This window comes from Nostoc sp. JL33, assembly GCF_017114985.1.
Classification (GTDB): Bacteria; Cyanobacteriota; Cyanobacteriia; order Cyanobacteriales; family Nostocaceae; genus Nostoc.
Genome location: NZ_JABXKP010000100.1, coordinates 62,880 through 80,966 on the forward strand (window position 1 = coordinate 62,880; position 18,087 = coordinate 80,966).

Sequence of the window (18,087 nt, forward strand, 5' to 3'; positions counted from 1 at the left end):
GAAAAGCAACTGACAAATGACTAATTATCGAGATTTTAAATCAGCGATCGCACCTTTGGTCATAGCAGCAATCGCTTGATCTGTCGCTTTCGGCAAATGATAATATTTACCGCCTGCTGTTTGCGATAATTCCTTAGCAAAGCCCGTGGACACGAATTTACTTTCCGTATCAATTACTAATAGTTGCATCCCCAGAGCACGGATTCTGGCAGCAATTTCTAATAATTCTCCTTTGATATCTGGCTTTTCTCCTGGTTCTAGCTGTTCACCCAAAGAACGCGCTAAGGGAATATTACCTCGTCCATCGGTTATCGCTACAAGCACAACTTGCCCAATATCTCCACTCATCTGAGCATTTAAGCCGACGCGCACAGCTTGGGTTAAACCATGCGCTAAGGGCGAACCCCCACCACACGGCAACCTTTCCAAGCGGTTACGCGCCAAAGCAATAGAACGTGTTGGAGGCAATAATACCTCTGCTTGTTCTCCCCGGAAGGGAATTAATGCTATTTGGTCGCGGTTTTGATAAGCTTCTGTCAACAGTTGCATCACCGCACCTTTAGCCGATTGCATTCGGTTCAGGGCCATTGAGCCAGAAGCATCTACCACAAATACAACCAACGCCCCGGCTTTACGTACTAGGCGTTTCGAGCGAATATCAGCCTGTTCGACAATAACTTTTCTGTCTGGTTGTCTTTCTCTTCGGGCTTTTTGATAGGGAGCAGCAGCTCTCAAGGTAGCATCTACTGCAATGCGTCGTGCTTTCCCCTTGGGCAACATTGGCTTAATGTAGCGTCCCCTGTCATCGGAAAAGATCACACTACGACTACCAGATTTACCTTGCCGCTTCGCCATTTGAGTAAAGTAAAGCACGTTGTCATCAAGAATTACCCCTTCTGGATCAAAAATGAATTCTTCCGGGATGCTGGGGGGTTCTTGCTCTTGATTTTCTTCCTTTTCTTCCTGTTCTTCCTGTTCCTCTTCTGATTCCTCCTGGGGTTCTTCTTGATTCTGTGGTGGGGGTGGAGGTGGTGGTGGTGATTGTTCTGGTGGTGGTGTCTGCACAACTGTGGCGCGTGGAACAATCACCAGTTCCACAGCACGGCGCAAATCTTCAGCATTAACTGTTGTTCGTCCCTCCAAAGCCGCCGCCGCTTTGGCTACCCGCGTGGCGAATAACTCGGCGCGATGTCCCTGAACTCCGCCGCGAATCGCCTCATCTACTAAATAGGCAATTTGTTCATGGGTGATGATTACTTCTTTCAACCATTCCCGTGCCAAGATGATTTGGGTTTTGAGCGCGTCTAAGTCTTCGTTGTACTGTTGGAGGAAGTCTTGGGGAGATTTGGAATAAGCGATCGCAACTTCAACTGCTTCTACTCTTTGATCTAAGCCGAGTACACCGTCAGCAGAGAGTGCGATCGCAATTCTATCTAACAAATGCTCCCGTAATCCGCCTTCTTCTGGGTTGTAGGTGGCAATAAACAAAGATTTACACGGATGCTGAAAACTAATCCCTTCCCGTTCAATCTGGTTGCGTCCCTCAGATAACACTGTTAGAAGCTGATTTGATATTTGGTCATCTAATAAATTAATTTCATCTACGTACAGTACACCCCGGTTAGCTGTAGCGAGTAACCCAGGCTGAAAAATTGTATCACCTTCTTTTACCGACTTTTCCACATCCACCGAACCGAGGAGTCTGTCTTCAGTGATACCTAGAGGAATTTGCAAAAAAGGCGCTCTGATGATTTCGACGGGCACATCTTGAATGTCTTTGTCTGCGTACTCCGCCAACAGTTGATCATCCCATTCTTCTGGGTGGTTGGGGTCACAATTGCTGATTGAACCTTTGACAACTTCAATCGGCGGTAGTAGAGCGTGGATAGCACGAGCCATCACAGATTTTGCCGTACCGCGACGACCTGCGATCGCCACTCCCCCCAAACCAGGATCAACTGCGGCTAACAGCAAGGCTAATTTAATTGCTTCTTGACCGACTACGGCTGTCAAGGGAAAGGCAGTGATCGTGGAATTGATAGTAGGCGCGGCCATTGTTTGCTTTCATAGCGAGTCTTGGCCTTTAGCATACCAATTTCTGGCACATTTAGAATAAGTATTATGGTGGCAATGAGACAAAGGTAAGGTTATGAGTATTGCTCAGGCTAAACGCTTCACACTGGATGAATACCACAGGCTTGGAGAATTGGGTTTTTTCCATGAAGATGACCACATTGAATTAATCAACGGCGAAATTATTGAGATGGCATCCAAAGGTACAGCTCATGAAACTTGTTTAAGGAATTTATGGAAACAACTCCCAAAGATTGTAGGAGATAGGGCAACTCTACAATCTCAAGCGCCAATTACTTTACCACCTAACAGTGAACCTGAACCAGATTTTGCGATTGTTCAAAACCGAGATGATAATTATCTGTCGGCTCATCCTAAACCGACTGATGTGTTATTGGTGATGGAGGTTGCAGATTCTTCTTTAGCTTATGACCAAGATGTGAAAATCCCTCTCTATGCTAAAGCGGGTATTACTGATTATTGGATATTCAATTTATTCGATAATTATTTGGAAGCTTACAGTGAACCATATCAGGATAATCAAGGCAGACATGGTTATTCAAATAAGAGAATTTTCTTGTCAAATGAGGTAATAACTTTTCCCTGCTTCCCTGATTTATCTCTTAATTTAGCTAGGGTGTTTCCGCCCAAGCAGAATTTTTAAACTTTGCTATGGCATAAAACGATGTTTGTAAAGTTTAATTTATTAATCGCCCTGCGAATAGAAAATATAAAATCAGGGGTTCTTAACCCAGGTCGGTGGGTTTTGTCTGTGTAGCCGCGAATTCTATTCGCCCAATACTTTTCAAACATCCTCTAAGACCAAGCAAAGAGTAATTCTTATGGCTTATAGTGATTTCAAAGTTATTGAAGTTATTGATTCTTTTGGTTTAGTTATTCACGAGTTATCTGGACTATTCGCAAATGTACAAGAGCAAGAATGTAGTGATTTATTATCTACCATTGTTAGGGAAAATGTTGATTTAGCAGTAGCGATAAGTACAGAAAAAGCTCGGAGTGAAATGATAATAAGTCCAATTTTATTAGAAATTAGGCGCAAATTTAATTATGAAATCAGCTTGTTTTCTGGAGTTGATTTTACTGTTGATAGCCAGCGAGGATTAAATGGCTTTTGTGGTTTTATTTTGAGTCTTTCTTCAGAGCAGTTGCTTGTACGTAGTCCGGTGATTGTCTTAGTAGAAAGTAAAAATGAGAATTTAAGGTCTGGTTTAGCGCAATGTATTGCCGAAATGGTAGCTGCTCAGTTATTTAACGAGAGAGGTGGAAATCAAATTAAAGCTATATATGGTGCTGTTACTATCGGTACTATTTGGCAATTTCTCAAACTTGAAGGCAATGTAGTTTCAATTGATTTGAGTGAGTATTATATTAAGGATATTAAGAGAATTTTAGGTATTTTGTATGGTGCGATCGCGCAAAGTAAGCCGTAAATTATTTATTAGCTAAAATATTATTTAAATAAATGGTGGTTTTGAGAGAATACGATAGATGATTATTAAACTTAAGGGATAATAGGCGATGTCTTACGACAAGCCGCTACGCGTCTACGTTTTTACTAAAACTTCATAAATAACTATATTGACATCCAGCATCAGCTATGCAATTGTGTATGTAAGATAGCAAAATAACCGCACTCTAAAGCGCAGGTTTTTGGTGTTGTCTCAGCAGCAGAATTCCTAGTTTCCTGCCGAGCTTCGTGTCATCCCTTCGGCTGAGTATTCAGTCCAATGTCAGGTCAACTGATTGACTAGACTTTCAACGGGAAGACAAGATGTTTGGATGAATGTTCAGGGGAAAGGATGACGCGAAACTTGGTAGGAAGCCAGGAGTTCTACGGCTGAGACTTGAACCAAAGGAAAGCGACGGTAGAGAGCTTTATTTCAGGGAAGTACTTTTTGAGTGCAAATTCCTCGTATAAAGCCCTACTACTGGTAGATGTGTAATTTGTTGAAGCTGTCCAGTTCACCAAAGAATACTGGATACATTACGATGGCATACGCTAATCAATCTTTCAATAGACAAACAAGCCAGCAGAAAAATTCTATCGGTATTTTTGCCGATATTCAAAACGTCTCTTCAATTAAAGGAAAGGGTCATTTGTTGCTGGAATTTGCCCAATCGAAGGGGCGTATAGGCTGCAAAAATGTCTACTATAATTCACACTACATAGACCAAGTTTCTACCAAAAATGAGCTAGAAATTTTTGGTATGAAGGGTGTTGATGTTCCTGATAATTCAGAGAATAGTGCAGATTATAGATTGATAAATGACTGTATTAATTGGGTTGCCTTTAATGCTTCAGTTAATATAATTATCCTCGTATTAGGAGACTGGGACTATGCTGGCTTAATTTGCATTTTAAAGGCTTTAGGTAAAAAAGTCATTGTCTTTGCTCAACGAGGTAGTGAGAGTTCAGAGTTGATTAAACTAGTTGGTAATGATAACTTCTACTTTGTAGATGAATTACCTCAGCTAGTTGCCAATAGCAATAAGACTCAACCTCAAAACACAGCTCTTGTGTCTCAGATTAATTACAATGAGGCTATAGAGTATATGACTGAAGCTATCAACACTGCCTTAAGCCAAGGCAAGCCTACCGTATTTGGATACGTTAACACATTGATGCGTCAGCATTGTAATAAATATCAGGGATTTTCCTCTATTTCCATGCCTGATGGCAAGAAGTTTAAAAACTTTAGTCAGTTTGTTAATGCTGCTGTAAGAGATCGTAAAGTGCAAAGGGAAGGTCAGGAATTGTTTTTAATTTAGTTAGACAAACTAGCTATTTTAAATAGCTTTTAAAAGCCCAGTTTTATCCTAAGCTGGGTTTTGCCAATACACCGCAATTTGCGGTTTTTTCATATCTGAATAAAAGCACACTTGTAAAGTTTCCCAACAGTTAATTTACGCAACAATCCACAAGATAAAATGCACAAAGTTCTAATATTCCATGATGAAAAACTTCTGCGACAAGCACTTACCCACCGTTCTTATGTCAACGAACATCCTGGAGAAGGCGAACATAACGAACGTCTAGAGTTTCTTGGTGATGCTATTCTAAATTTCTTAAGTGGTAAATATCTCTATGAAAAACACGCAGAAAAGGGAGAAGATGAATTAACTCGGCGGCGTTCTGCGCTGGTAGATGAGAAGCAATTAGCAAAATTTGCTATTGAAGTAGGTTTAGATTTTCGGATGCGTCTAGGACAAGGTGCAATACGAGATGGAGGCTACCAAAATCCTAATTTACTTAGCAGTACATTTGAAGCTGTGATTGGTGCTTATTATCTGGATAACAAGTCAGATATTGAGGAAGTTCGCAAAATTGTAGAACCTTTGTTTAATTCTGTACCTGAGAATATTGTTGTGTCTCGCTCTAATGTAGACTCAAAAAATCGCTTTCAGGAATGGGTGCAACGCAATCTTACCCCAAATCCCCCTAAATATTTCACAGAGCAAAGTGGCCCTTCTCACGCGCCACAATTCATCGCAAAAGTTTTGGTAGATGAAAAAATTTACGGCGAAGGTCAGGGAGGCAATAAAAAAGAGGCTGAAAAAGCTGCTGCTGAAGATGCGCTAGCTGAGTTGAAAAAGCAAGGTTTGTTGTTGTAAAAATGATTTTTATCTCACGCCTTACCGCAGAAACCAAATCATAACTAGCCCAAGGAGAGTTATTTTAATGAATATACTTTGATATCCCTGCAAGAGATATTTATCATGATGCTGTTAAGAATGCCTCAATTCAACAAGGCTGGATAATTACAGATGACTCCCTACATTTAAAGCTTGTCATTACCAACATCTTTTAAATCTTGCGCTTGGTTCCCATCCCACCTCAGAATCAATTCCTCTTGCTTATAGCTTGCATTCCTCTCAAGAGGACTAAATACAAGATTTTAAACGATGTAGATGGCTAAACTTTGTGAAATGGAAAATTTCAGTCCACTTAAGTGGACTTGAGCTATTAGCCCCGAACTTCAGTTCTGGGCGGGATATCGGTTAGCGCGACACTTTCACTAGTAACATACACAATATGCAGTTTCATGAGTGTTTAAACTATACTATAAACTTTCTCAAATCTTCACTTCTAAGGGCAAAATTACAGTGAAAGTAGAACCAATTCCCACCTCAGAGACTAGCTTAATTTCACCTTGTAGTAGTTTCACTAACCGCGAGACGATCGCTAACCCCAATCCTGTACTATCAGGAAGATAAGGACGATCGCTAAAACTCACGCGAAAGTAGGGTTCAAATATCTGGGCTTGGTTTTCTGGTGCAATGCCAATTCCAGTGTCAGAAACTGCGATCGCCCATCTCTGGTTCTCCAACACCTGGCACATTATAATAATAGTCCCCGACTCTGTATAACGAATTGCATTACTAATAAGATTTGTGACAATCTGTTGGAATTGAAGAGAATCTGTGATTAAGTCTTTGGGAGCGCGATCGCAATCTACTACGATTTTTAAATTTTTCCCAGATGCTAAAGGTTCCAACATTTCACATACATTATTAATTAATTCACGCACATCGATGGGTACTAGTTGGAGTTTTATCTGCCCCGCATCATACCGCGAAAGTTCTAATACATTGTTAATCAGGTGCAGTAATTGTCTACCATTACGTAGCACGCGCTCAATGTGTTCTAAATTGGCAGAAGTGTCTTTTACCTGAGTCTTTCGTCGTTGTTGGCGTAAAAACAGATCCGAGTAACCAATAATAGAAGTTAAAGGATGTTTCAATTCGTGGGCTAGTTGCGAAAGATGCTCTTGATTAGCGCTAATTAAACGTGTGAGTTCTTCATTATGGAGTGTTAGTGATGACTGCAACTGCTGTAATTCTCGCAACCGCTCCTCAACATAACTCTTGAAACACCGAGCGATCGCTTCATCTACAATTGCATCTATCAAACGCATGGAACGAATTATCTCTGACGGGGTTCCACCCAATAAATCTGCTTGTAGAGCATCAAATATTACTGTTCGCAGCAGATGATATTCTCTGGCAATTTCTCCTGGAGAAAAGCCTTGTTCAGCTCGAATAGCTCCATGCTCGAAACTGGCAATAACTATCGACTCAATATCATTCTCCTGGCATTTTGACAGCACTGTTACCATAGCTTTCAAGACATCAGGGATATGATTTTTGATCGCTGTGTAAGATAGGTCATCAGCACTTTCAATTCGTCTATCCTTGCGAACTGCTACAATCCATTTATCAAGGATAGTGTCCGTTTTTTCAGCCAGTACTTGACTAAAATCCATTATGTTAAATTCAGCTAGGAGATAGATGAGTAAACTTCCATATGCAAATAGTTTAGCGATTGCAGTGGTTTTTTACCAAAATTAGCGATTTTATTAACCTACCAAAAGAAATAGATTTTATCTGTTCTGTTGTTTGCGAGATTAACTTCCCGTATATAGAAGGGGGAAGGTATAATATAATTTTTGTTAAGAAATGTTAATTAAGCAGGTAGCAAACTTGATGATTGATTCAACTATTGTTGTTTAGCTGTGTGTGCAATGAGTTCACTCACAAGACAGCTAAAATTATAAATTTTGTCAATTACGGAAAAGCAAGGAAACAAACTTGATTTTGGTATTGAAATCAACAACATTTATGATAATACAGTTGGCTTTTACTGAGCATTGATGTTATATTGTTGATAACTAGTATCCATTAGAGTAAGTCAGCCTAATCCATCAGATCACAGTAGGTGACGTTGGAGCGGAGGAACCAAATTGTGGGGCGTATCTCAGAGAAAGTGAAGAGTTAGAAGTTACTTTACTCAATATTCAACTCATAACTGATAACTTTCTTCAGAAGGGCATCTCTCAGCCCTAGCCCGTCAGCTAACTTCGTAGGCATTGAGAGGAGACTGAAGAGACGGCATTTTTATAATGTTCCGATCTCATCAGTGTCCAAGGCTGGTACTGCTCAAATTTTTTGTACCTGCACTTAAATCTGTTGAGGTCGTAAATGATATTTCAACTAAATTTGGTTGCGATCGCTGCGATCGCAGGACAAGCTGCTTGGAAGAAGACAAAACCTGTCATCCTTAGAGATGTCTTCATTCTACCTGTATTGGGCTTCTTAGGAATAATTTTGCTGTGGTGGATTGTTGCACTTGCCAACCATGAATTGATGCCCACCCCACCAGAAGCGCTAATCGCTAATCTAGACTACATCTTAAATCCCTTCTATCAACGAGGCCCCGGCAACTTGGGAATTGGTTGGTTGTTGATAGCAAGTCTGCGCCGGGTATTATTGGGCTTTTTATTAGGTGCAGTAGTAGCGATTCCTCTGGGGTTTCTAATTGGCATGTCCAGACCGGCAATGTTAGCGCTCAATCCGATCATTCAAATTTTTAAGCCCGTATCGCCCCTAGCTTGGCTACCCATCGCCTTAGCAATTTTCAATTTAGCAGATCCTTCAGCCATTTTTGTAATTTTTATTACTTCCTTATGGCCGACAATTATTAATACCGCATTAGGAGTTTCTAGCGTTCCCCAAGATTATTTAGATGTGGCACGAGTGCTGGAAATGCCCCGTTGGCGACGAATTACAAAAATCATCTGGCCTGCAAGTTTGCCGTATATTTTTACAGGTTTACGAATTAGTTTAGGGATAGCTTGGCTAGTAATCGTCGCCGTGGAAATGCTCACAGGCGGTATTGGTATCGGCTTTTTTGTCTGGGATGAATGGAGTCGCTTAAACCTGAGTTCAGTGTTTTTAGCTGTGTTGATAATTGGCTTAACTGGGTTAATCCTAGATTACGGCGTGGGCAAAATCCAAGAATTAATAACTCGCCGCCCGACAGCTTCTAACTGATTAAACTTTTTCGCATCAAAACCCTAAGACGCTCTTTAATGCACTTTGGGGTTAGCCTATCTGGCAACCAAATTAATCACCAATGGAGCTACAAAAATGGGTGATAATAGTTGGAATCGACGAGATTTTATTAAGGGAATAGGAGCAACCACAACATCAATAGCGCTGTCCTCCTGTGCGATTTCAGGAGATAGATCCGCCAAAGGATTGACTGAAGAAGCTTTAGCTGTAGAACCAGTAATTAGATCCCAAGACCTAGAAAAATCTGATCTTACCGTTGGTTACGTTCCCGTTAATGATTGTGCGCCATTTGCGATCGCCTGGAAAAAAGGCTTCTTCCGCAAATATGGTTTGAACGTTACACTCAACCGCGAAGCCAGTTGGGCCACCTCCCGCGACGGTTTAATTTTTGGTCGCCTGGATGCTTCACCCGTAGTATCCGGTGCAGTCACCAACGCCAGAATTGGTGCTGAAGGCGCACGCCACGCCCCCTTGTGTGCAGCGATGACCATTCACCGCCACGGTAACGCCATGACCATGAACAAAGCCATGTGGGATTTTGGGCTACGTCCGTGGTATGAGTATCAACAAAAATATGGCGATGGTGCGCTAGAAGCCTTTGGGCGCGATTTCCGAGGCTACTTTGACCAGCAGCCGCCAGAACGCAAAGTTTGGGCAGTTGTTCTGAGTTCCGCCATTTACGAATACTTTGTCCGCTACCTATCCGCCGCCGCAGGTGTTGATCCGCTTAAAGAGTTTCGGATCATCATCGTTCCGCCCCCCCAAATGGTGACAAATGTGCGGATTGGTGCAATGCAAGCTTACATGGTTGCAGAACCCTGGAACACACGCGCAATTACAGGTAATGAAAATATCGGCTTTACCTTCGCACAAGGTAAAGAAATCTGGTGGGGACACCCAGATCGACTGTTGGGGGTGATGCAATCTTTCATCGACAAATATCCTAAAACCTATCGTTCTTTAGTCAAGGCGATGATTGAAGCTTGCCAGTATTGCAGCAAAGTAGAAAACCGTCAAGAAGTTGCTGAACTGATTACAGACCGTTCTTTTACAGGCGCTAGACCTAAAAACAAAAATGCCCCAATCGCGAAGTTTACAAGTCCGGGAATTCTCGGTAACTACAACTATGGCGGCTTTGACGGCAAAGACCGCACCATCAAAGCCGCAGACACCACGATTTTCTTCGATATTCCTGACAACTTTCCCAAACAGCCAGCAGAACACTCCACATTTTTGTGGAGATCGAGAAGTATCTGGTTGATGACACAAGCAGCGCGGTGGGGGCAAATTAAAGAATTCCCCAAAAATGCTGAGAAACTAGCAGAGCTTGGCTGGAAAACAGATTTATATCGGGAGATAGCATCTGAAATGGGCATCGAGTGTCCCAAGGATGATTACAAGGTCGAACCACCAGAAGTCTTTATAGATAATAAAGGCTTCGACCCCAGTGATCCGGTAGGTTATCTTAATAGTTTTGCCATCAGGGCTAACGCTCCCACTAACTTTTTCATGTCTTAAATCCCAAGTTTAAAGAAGAATACAGAATTCAGATCACACAGAATTTAATTTTGAATTCTGCCGACTGGTGCCTTTATTCTCTTTTGTTAAATATTGACTGATGACTAAATTATTTTCGGAGCATTTTGATGATGGAATATACCTCATTACCTATTAATACCCAGACTGAAGTTCTGCCCAGCCCGGGATTTTTAGAAATTGAAAATTTAGTCAAGTCTTATCCGACACCTGATAAAGATAATTTTGTCGTTTTAGATGGGGTTAATCTGACGATTGGTGAAGATGAATATATTTCTGTAATTGGTCACTCAGGTTGTGGTAAATCAACTCTAGTAAAGATAGTAGCTGGTTTAGAAAAAGCAACTTCCGGCTCAGTAAGGCTAGATGGACAAGAAATTCGTCAGCCAGGGCCCGAACGGATGATGGTATTTCAGAACTATTCGCTGTTACCTTGGTTAACTGTGCGAGAAAATATCCGTTTAGCCGTGGATGAAGTGTTAAAAAATGCTAATAGGGCTGAGAAAATTAGCATTGTAAATCAACACTTGGCAATGGTAAACTTGACGGCGGCGGCTGACAAATATCCTGATGAAATCTCTGGAGGTATGAAACAACGAGTAGGTATTGCCAGAGCTTTAGCAATTCGTCCCAAAATGTTGCTGATGGATGAACCTTTTGGGGCACTAGATGCGTTAACTCGTGGCAAATTGCAGCGCCAGGTATTGGATATTTGGGAAAATAATCGTCAAGCAGTGATGATGATTACCCATGATGTAGATGAAGCAATTTATATGTCCGATCGCATCGTCTTGATGACCAATGGCCCAGCTGCTAGTATAGGAGAGATATTAAAAGTTCCTTTTGAACATCCACGCGATCGGGCCGCCATGCGAAACTCAAAAGAATATTTTGAACTCCGCAACCACGCCCTAAATTTTCTTGATCGATATTTTACCCAAGACGAGTAAGTTAGATTATCATTTTTTTTAGTGGGTAGCCTAATTCAAAGTCATGAAAGCTGAATTTGAAGCGGAGGAACCATATTGTGGGGCGTATCTCATAGAAAGTGAGGAGTTAAGAGTCAAGAGTTAGGAATTATTAATTAACTCAGCAGTGGCTAAACCCTAGCTATCCGCTAACAGCACTCACCACTCCTAAGAGAGAGACACCTTCCAGTCTTAGCCCGTCAGCTAACTCCGTAGGCAATGGAAGGAACCCCCAAGTCTTTGGCTGTAATACAGTTATTATTGGGGTTTCCTTGACTTATTTCAGATTTGAGATTTTGCTTATCGTCACTCAATCTAAAATCGTTCGACTGAGCGTAGCCGAAGTCTAAAATCTAAAATTTGTCCCCCTGCTTCTCATTGCTAATTCATTTCATTAGGAGAAGTAAAGCTGTGCAAATTAAGCCAATGTTAGCACGTCTGCAAAGTGCCACAGGCCGAGATAACTTAATTGAACAAATGGTACTGCTGCCAGAGCCAAAAAAACCTTTTTCTAAAAAACCTGAAAGCTCAAAAGCAGTTAACTTAATTGTTGCTTATGACGCATCTCCTAACAGTCATACGGCGCTAGATATTGCTTTTTGGATTGCTCATCAAACGCGTTTAGCCACTAATGCAGAAGTTACAGTTCAAGCCGTTTATGTGGTAGAAAACAATCAAAGCAACCAGCATCCAAACATCTTGAGCTTTCCACAACAACAGCCTTCATTGGAATGTCAAATCAGTGAAGTATCAAAGTCTATCACACTGGTATTAACTCAACCCAAATTGCAGACAGTAGTAACTCCCCTGCAACAAGCAGATATAATTCTCTGGCAAGCCCGAAGTCTAGCTGAAGAATGGCAGGGTTCCTTCAAATCTCATTTGCGGTTTGGCTGCATTTCCACAGAACTTAAGAAAGTTGTTGACTCAGAAACTGCCGATATTTTGTTTCTAGGATGCAACTCTGTTAATCATCCGATGATTGAGGCTCTAGGTTCTAATTTCCCCTGTGCCGTTTTGGGCATTCCTAGTTGTATTGATGAATAATCGCTGTTCAGAATTTCAGTAATTTTTATCAAATTTTAATCATAGATAAGTCACCTATTTATAGGTGGCTTTTTTCGCTACTAAATAAACTTACTTCTTCAAAAATTATGGGACTTGTGATATTTTGCTTGTTTCTGGGATATATTTATTGTACCTAGCTGGGCAAAATTAAATATAAAATGTCATTGCGAACGAAGTGAAGCAATGACAAACTATATTATATTTATTTCAGTCCATCTACTTCTTCTTTGTCCATAGCCAAAGGCGGACTTTTTAGCCCACCCGACAAGATTGAATAATTTATTTGTTGGAAATCCCTTAGCCAGGAGTTAAGAATTATCAGTTTTGAGTTTTTAATTAATATAGGAATCGTATTTGATTTTTGAAATTATCTACGTAGGCGGGGAGTGGGGAGTAGGGAGTAGGGAATAAGGAATAAGGCTTTTCGAGTTGTACCGAGCTTTTTCAGAAATCAAATATTAGTCCTATACTATGTTTCAAACTGATCAACGCCACTTGCTACAAAGGAGGAACCCCCGCAACGCAGTGGCTCCTCCTAACTCCTTAGCTATTACTAATATCCAACGATGTGTAGCACGTCACGAACAACGCTATAACCAGCCAAATCCCAAAGTAAATAGGCGAGAAAGCCAATAGCTGCCAAGCGGCCATTCCAAATTTCGGCTTGAGGAGTCCAGCCAAACAAAAATGCATTGCGATCTACACCGTTGTATTCGGGTGCAACAGATGGTAAATCAGTAGAAGGGCGAGTTTCTTGAGTTGCCATTTTTTTGTTTTTCCTTAATAATTCGTTTGTTTTCGTTTGTTAAGTTTAATGTAGCTATTTAAAACTCAGATCCTTTCTGCCTTTAGGCATAAACTACAGGCACTTCTTGCGGATGATCATCAACTACACCTTGGTGCAGATAAATCCACCTTGAGAGGGTGATAAAAATCTAATTATAAAGAAATGTAAAATTATCAGAATTAAACTGCAATTTTCGCAAAATAAATAGTTGTGACTCAGGAATGAAAAATTAAAACGTAGCAGCCAATAATTAGCTAAATTTTTCATCTGATATGAATATTTTTAGCGTTAGATATAAAAGTTATATCTAACGCCGGATACGCTTTTCAGCCTTTGGAGAGATGCTTTAACCAGCTAAATTCTACGATTCTGAACTAAACAGTTAGGTATTGCCATAGGTACAGACATAAATACATACTAAGAGTTGCTTCTCAAGAAATTCTTAATTCCCTAAAATTAAACTTAGAACAAGGAAATACAATGTTCCATAGTACGGAAATCATGGTGGGACTCTACAAACCACTATTGTGGGTAGCACAGGTTCAAGCAGATACTTCAAACCTTACGCCAGCACAGGCATCGGGTCTCTTTTCCGGGCCGCGCTTTTTTGTGGCTTTAATCTCCGGCGTGATTCTAGCCTTTGCTTTCCAATTAGTTCTAACTAATCTCTCCCTTGCAGCCGGTATTTCCTACCTGGGGCACTCATCTGATTCCGATTCAGATAGTGGGGAAGCCGGAAGTTTGGGCGGCAGCATTCGCAAAATCGGCACCGCCGTGGGGATTTGGACATTAGTCACTGTGACGATCGCTCTTTTAATCGCTTCTTTTCTGGCGGTAAAATTGAGCCTTGTAATCTTAGACCCAGTATTGGGAGCGATTCTCGGCTTGGTGATTTGGGGTGCTTACTTTTTGCTCCTCGTCTGGGTAAGTTCCACCACCGTGGGTTCCTTAATTGGCTCAGTCGTGAGTACAGCAACCTCCGGCTTTCAGGCGATTATGGGGACAGCCACCGCCGCACTGGGCGCAAAAGCTATCAATAACCAAGTTGTAGCCACGGCTGAAGCCGCCGCCGCCGCTATCGGTCGGGAACTAGGGAGCGCCATCGACCCTATGAGTATCCGGGAGAACATAGAGGATTACTTAGAAAAGATCCGTCCTCCAGAGCTAGATGTGTCGAAAATTCGGAGTGACTTTGAAAATTTACTCAACGATCCGCAATTAAAAGCGATCGCTGGGACTCCAGATATCCGCAACATCGACCGCGAAAAGTTTATCGAGTTAGTCAGCAGTCGCACCGACCTTTCCAAAAAAGACGTTAGCCGGATTGCTGATACGTTGTATAAAGTTTGGCAGCAAGTCGTAAGTCAGCAACCACCCACCGAAGACCGTCTGGGTGAGTTAATGGATTATCTCAAATCACTTCCAGCAGGACAGACCAAAACAGATGAACTCAACGCCAAGCTGGATCGGTTAGTAGCAGAAAAGGGTGGTTCCCAAGGATCTGACCAAAAGGCGGCTTCAGGCCCAATTAAAAGTACAGTCCAGCAAGCGCTATCTGCCTTAACTGCCACTGTGTTGGGACGGGCAGATTTGCCTGATTTGGATGTAGAAAAAATCTTGCGTAGCCTGACTACTGCCAAAGAGAAAGTCACCCAACAAGCAGATAAGCTAGGGTTGCCAACACCATCACAACCCTATAGCCCAATTCGGGCTGATGTCGAAAACTATCTGCACAACACTTATGCTTGGCAACTAAGCCCAGAAAAAATCGCTCAGGAATTTCGTGATGTCATCTACGACCCAGCAGCTGACCCCGGAATAGTCAAGAGGGAACTAGAGCAACTATCCCGCAACGATTTCGCCAACATCCTGCAACAGCGAGGACTACTTACCCAAGCCCAAATTCAGCGCATTGCAGATCAGCTAGAAGCTGTGCGCCAAGATGTGGTAGTAACAGTGAAAGTTGTCGAAGAAAGAGAGATAGTTCAAGACTTGCAACGTGCAGTGGAAAGTTATCTGCTCGTTACCCCGAAAGCAGATTTGACACCCGAAGGCATTGAGCAGAATTTCAAACCACTGTTGCAAGACTCAGATGCAGATTATGAAACCCTGACATTGCGACTGGCGCACATTGAGCGTCAGGAAATTCGGGAGATATTGCTGCAACGTAATGATGTCCAGCTATATGAAGTAGACAGCATTCTCGATGAGTTGGAAAAACAGCGCGATCGCGTCTTGGTAGAATCCAAAGGATTAGCAGAACAGGCACAATATCAAGCAGAAACCCTGTGGCTGAATGTAGAATCATATCTGCGTAACACCGGAAAAGCAGAACTGAATCCTGATGCCATCCGCGCGGAGTTCAAAAGGTTACTAGAAGATCCCCAAGCTGGAATTAGCTCAATTCGCGCCCGCTTGTCTCGCTTTGACCGCGATACCTTGGTGCAGCTATTGAGCCAACGGGAAGATTTGAGTGAAGATCAAGTTAATCAAATCATCAATACTGCTGAAGAGTCCTGGCATAACATTCGCCACACACCCCAAGCTGTAGTGGATAAAGCCAAAGAGCAATACGACTCTGTTACCACCACGATCGCAGATTATCTGCGGAATACTGGTAAAGAAGAACTCAACCCAGAAGGTATTGGGCGAGATTTGACCAGATTGTTTGAAAATCCCCAGCAGGGAGCTGTCGCACTGCGCCGTCGGTTGTCGCAGGTAGACCGAGATACACTGGTGAAGTTGCTCAGTCAACGCCAAGACTTAAGTGAAGAACAAGTCAATCAAATCATTGATTCCACCCAAACTTCGATTCGCAACTTTGTACGTGCGCCTCGTCGCCTAGCTAGCCGCACACAGCAAAGAGTGGAAACATTCAAAGGTTATCTGGAAGAGTATTTGCGGCAAACTGGCAAGGAAGAACTTAACCCAGAAGGTATTAAACGCGACTTGCAATTATTGTTGCACGATCCGCGAGTTGGGGTAGAAAGTTTTAGCGATCGCCTTTCCCATTTTGACCGTTCTACGATCATCGCCTTGCTAAAAATTCGGGAAGATATTTCTGATGAAGAAGCGGCGCGGATTGCCGATAACATGGTATCGGTAAGGGATCAATTTGTAGAACAAGTGCGGAACATTCAACGAGGCATTCAAGATGCAATTGATGGGGTTTTCGGCCGCATTCGCAACTATCTCAACGCCCTGGATCGCCCGGAACTTAATTACGATAGTATCAAGCGCGATGTTCGCACATTTTTTGACGATCCCCAAGCGGGGTTTGATGCCCTGCGCGATCGCCTATCCTCTTTTGATCGTGAGACCCTGGTGGCAATTATGAGTTCTCGTGAGGACATCTCCGAAGAAGATGCCAACCGGATCATCGACCAAATTGAACGCGCACGCAACACAGTATTGCAACGTGCAGAACGCATACAGCACGAAGCTCAACGCCGCCTAGAAGAGGTGAAACATCAAGCACAACGACAAGCAGAAGAAACCCGCAAAGCCGCAGCTACAGCCGCTTGGTGGCTATTTGCCACAGCATCCGTCTCCGCCGTTTTCTCTGCATTAGGAGGAGCGATCGCTGTAGTTACGCAGTAGTTTAACAAGTTTTCTCCGCTAACTTTTAAGCCTCCCATACCGGGAGGCTTTTTTTGTTCCGCAGACTTACACGCCATTTTCCTTAAACCATGCCAAAAGACGTTTCCAACCGTCCTTAGCTTCTTTCTCGCGGTAGGAGGGGCGATAATCGGCAAAAAAAGCGTGGGGTGCATCGGGGTAGACGATGATTTTAGATTTGCTGCTGCTTTCCTTTAAGCGATCGCGCATCTGTTCTACTGTATCGATGGGAATACCCGTATCTTTGCCGCCGTAGAGTCCAAGAACGGGAACTGTCAGTTTTGATGCAATATCGACAGGATACTTGGGCTGAAGTTCGGTAGCATCGCCCACGAGTCGCCCGTACCAAGCCACACCAGCCTTCACCTTGGGGTTATGTGCTGCATATAACCAGGTAATGCGGCCGCCCCAGCAGAAGCCTGTAATTGCCAATTTGTTGGCATTACCTTTAGCTGATTTCGCCGCCCAGTGTACCGTCGCATCGAGATCGGATAATACTTGGGCATCTGGCACCTTGGCGACAATTGGGCGAATTTCGTCCATGCTGCTTAACTTAGTGACATCGCCTTGACGGATGAATAATTCCGGTGCGATCGCTAAATACCCCAACTGGGCAAAGCGACGAGTGATATCCTGAATATGCTCGTGTACGCCAAAGATTTCTTGGATTACCAGAACAATTGGGAAATTTTCACCACTGGCTGGTGCTGCTCTATATGCAGGAATTTCGCCATCTTTGACGGGAATTTTCACCGCACCAGCTACCAAACTCTTAGCATCGGTAGTGATGACTCCGGCAGAAATGGGTTGTACTGCGAGGGCAAAACCCGTCGCTAGGGTGGCTGTTGCAATAAATTTGCGGCGAGTTACTTCTTGCATCATCTCTACCTTGAATTGGCGAAAGTTTTATTCTTTGTTATCCGTACTACGGCAACCAAATACTACAATAATATTAGCTTCGTTTGCAGTCCAAGCGTTCTTTCTCTGTGGCTGTTGTCAGGGAAAAGTTGGACGTATTGGTAAATAAAAGCCACCGGACTAAACAATTTTCTGTGCTGAGTTCCTTTATAGTTAAGTTTCTGTATAGTCAAATGCGCGGCAGGGTAGGTGTACAAATTCCACAGCCGAAAAAACTGCTTCTATCTCAACCCCAGCAAGCATTTC

Annotated in this window: 14 protein-coding genes and 2 riboswitches; of the genes, 10 read left to right on the forward strand and 4 right to left on the reverse strand. The window is 42.6% G+C overall.

Annotated features, from left to right (window positions below; translation table 11 throughout):
- Positions 1-24 precede the first annotated feature (24 nt).
- Positions 25-2,055: a magnesium chelatase ATPase subunit D gene (gene bchD / locus HWQ23_RS30235; protein ID WP_292837056.1), complete on the reverse strand. Its 2,031-nt coding sequence runs from the start codon at positions 2,053-2,055 to the stop codon at positions 25-27.
- 94 nt (positions 2,056-2,149) lie between these two features.
- On the opposite strand from bchD, the gene HWQ23_RS30240 reads away from it, so the two are divergent.
- From HWQ23_RS30240 to HWQ23_RS30260, 5 genes are all read left to right on the forward strand, one after another.
- Positions 2,150-2,737: a Uma2 family endonuclease gene (locus tag HWQ23_RS30240; RefSeq protein WP_292837058.1), complete on the forward strand. Its 588-nt coding sequence runs from the start codon at positions 2,150-2,152 to the stop codon at positions 2,735-2,737.
- 178 nt (positions 2,738-2,915) lie between these two features.
- Positions 2,916-3,524 carry a hypothetical protein gene (locus tag HWQ23_RS30245; RefSeq protein WP_292837060.1) on the forward strand — a complete coding sequence of 203 codons (609 nt, stop codon included), beginning with the start codon at positions 2,916-2,918 and terminating at the stop codon, positions 3,522-3,524.
- 559 nt (positions 3,525-4,083) lie between these two features.
- Entirely contained in the window at positions 4,084-4,863 is a 780-nt protein-coding gene (locus tag HWQ23_RS30250; protein WP_292837062.1) for an NYN domain-containing protein, read from the forward strand.
- 159 nt (positions 4,864-5,022) lie between these two features.
- Positions 5,023-5,706, forward strand: coding sequence for a ribonuclease III (gene rnc / locus HWQ23_RS30255; RefSeq protein WP_292837064.1), 684 nt, complete (start codon positions 5,023-5,025; stop codon positions 5,704-5,706).
- A gap of 98 nt (positions 5,707-5,804) precedes the next feature.
- Positions 5,805-5,903 (forward strand): element excision factor XisH family protein, encoded by a 99-nt coding sequence (locus HWQ23_RS30260; RefSeq protein WP_472850579.1) that lies wholly within the window; start codon positions 5,805-5,807, stop codon positions 5,901-5,903.
- 264 nt (positions 5,904-6,167) lie between these two features.
- Here HWQ23_RS30260 and HWQ23_RS30265 read toward each other — a convergent pair whose 3' ends face one another.
- Positions 6,168-7,358, reverse strand: a complete 1,191-nt coding sequence (locus HWQ23_RS30265; RefSeq protein WP_292837066.1) for a sensor histidine kinase — start codon at positions 7,356-7,358, stop codon at positions 6,168-6,170.
- A 417-nt stretch (positions 7,359-7,775) separates the two neighbouring features.
- Positions 7,776-7,976: riboswitch (cyclic di-AMP (ydaO/yuaA leader) on the forward strand.
- A 97-nt stretch (positions 7,977-8,073) separates the two neighbouring features.
- Here HWQ23_RS30265 and ntrB point away from each other — a divergent pair.
- From ntrB to HWQ23_RS30285, 4 genes are all read left to right on the forward strand, one after another.
- Positions 8,074-8,925 carry a nitrate ABC transporter permease gene (gene ntrB, locus HWQ23_RS30270; protein ID WP_292837068.1) on the forward strand — a complete coding sequence of 284 codons (852 nt, stop codon included), beginning with the start codon at positions 8,074-8,076 and terminating at the stop codon, positions 8,923-8,925.
- Between the two features lie 96 nt (positions 8,926-9,021).
- Complete coding sequence (locus HWQ23_RS30275; protein ID WP_292837070.1) at positions 9,022-10,464, forward strand: ABC transporter substrate-binding protein; 1,443 nt, start codon at positions 9,022-9,024, stop codon at positions 10,462-10,464.
- Between the two features lie 131 nt (positions 10,465-10,595).
- Positions 10,596-11,432, forward strand: a complete 837-nt coding sequence (locus HWQ23_RS30280) for an ABC transporter ATP-binding protein (protein ID WP_292837394.1) — start codon at positions 10,596-10,598, stop codon at positions 11,430-11,432.
- Between the two features lie 38 nt (positions 11,433-11,470).
- Positions 11,471-11,684: riboswitch (cyclic di-AMP (ydaO/yuaA leader) on the forward strand.
- A 192-nt stretch (positions 11,685-11,876) separates the two neighbouring features.
- Positions 11,877-12,497: a universal stress protein gene (locus tag HWQ23_RS30285; protein WP_292837396.1), complete on the forward strand. Its 621-nt coding sequence runs from the start codon at positions 11,877-11,879 to the stop codon at positions 12,495-12,497.
- A 574-nt stretch (positions 12,498-13,071) separates the two neighbouring features.
- Here the strand turns inward: HWQ23_RS30285 and HWQ23_RS30290 are convergent.
- Positions 13,072-13,284, reverse strand: a complete 213-nt coding sequence (locus HWQ23_RS30290) for a high light inducible protein (RefSeq protein WP_292837072.1) — start codon at positions 13,282-13,284, stop codon at positions 13,072-13,074.
- Between the two features lie 501 nt (positions 13,285-13,785).
- On the opposite strand from HWQ23_RS30290, the gene HWQ23_RS30295 reads away from it, so the two are divergent.
- A complete protein-coding gene (locus tag HWQ23_RS30295) occupies positions 13,786-16,905 on the forward strand; it encodes an MFS transporter (protein WP_292837074.1) in 3,120 nt (1,039 codons plus the stop codon).
- Between the two features lie 66 nt (positions 16,906-16,971).
- On the opposite strand, the gene HWQ23_RS30300 is transcribed toward HWQ23_RS30295, so the two are convergent.
- Positions 16,972-17,802, reverse strand: coding sequence for a dienelactone hydrolase family protein (locus tag HWQ23_RS30300; protein ID WP_292837398.1), 831 nt, complete (start codon positions 17,800-17,802; stop codon positions 16,972-16,974).
- Positions 17,803-18,087 lie beyond the last annotated feature (285 nt).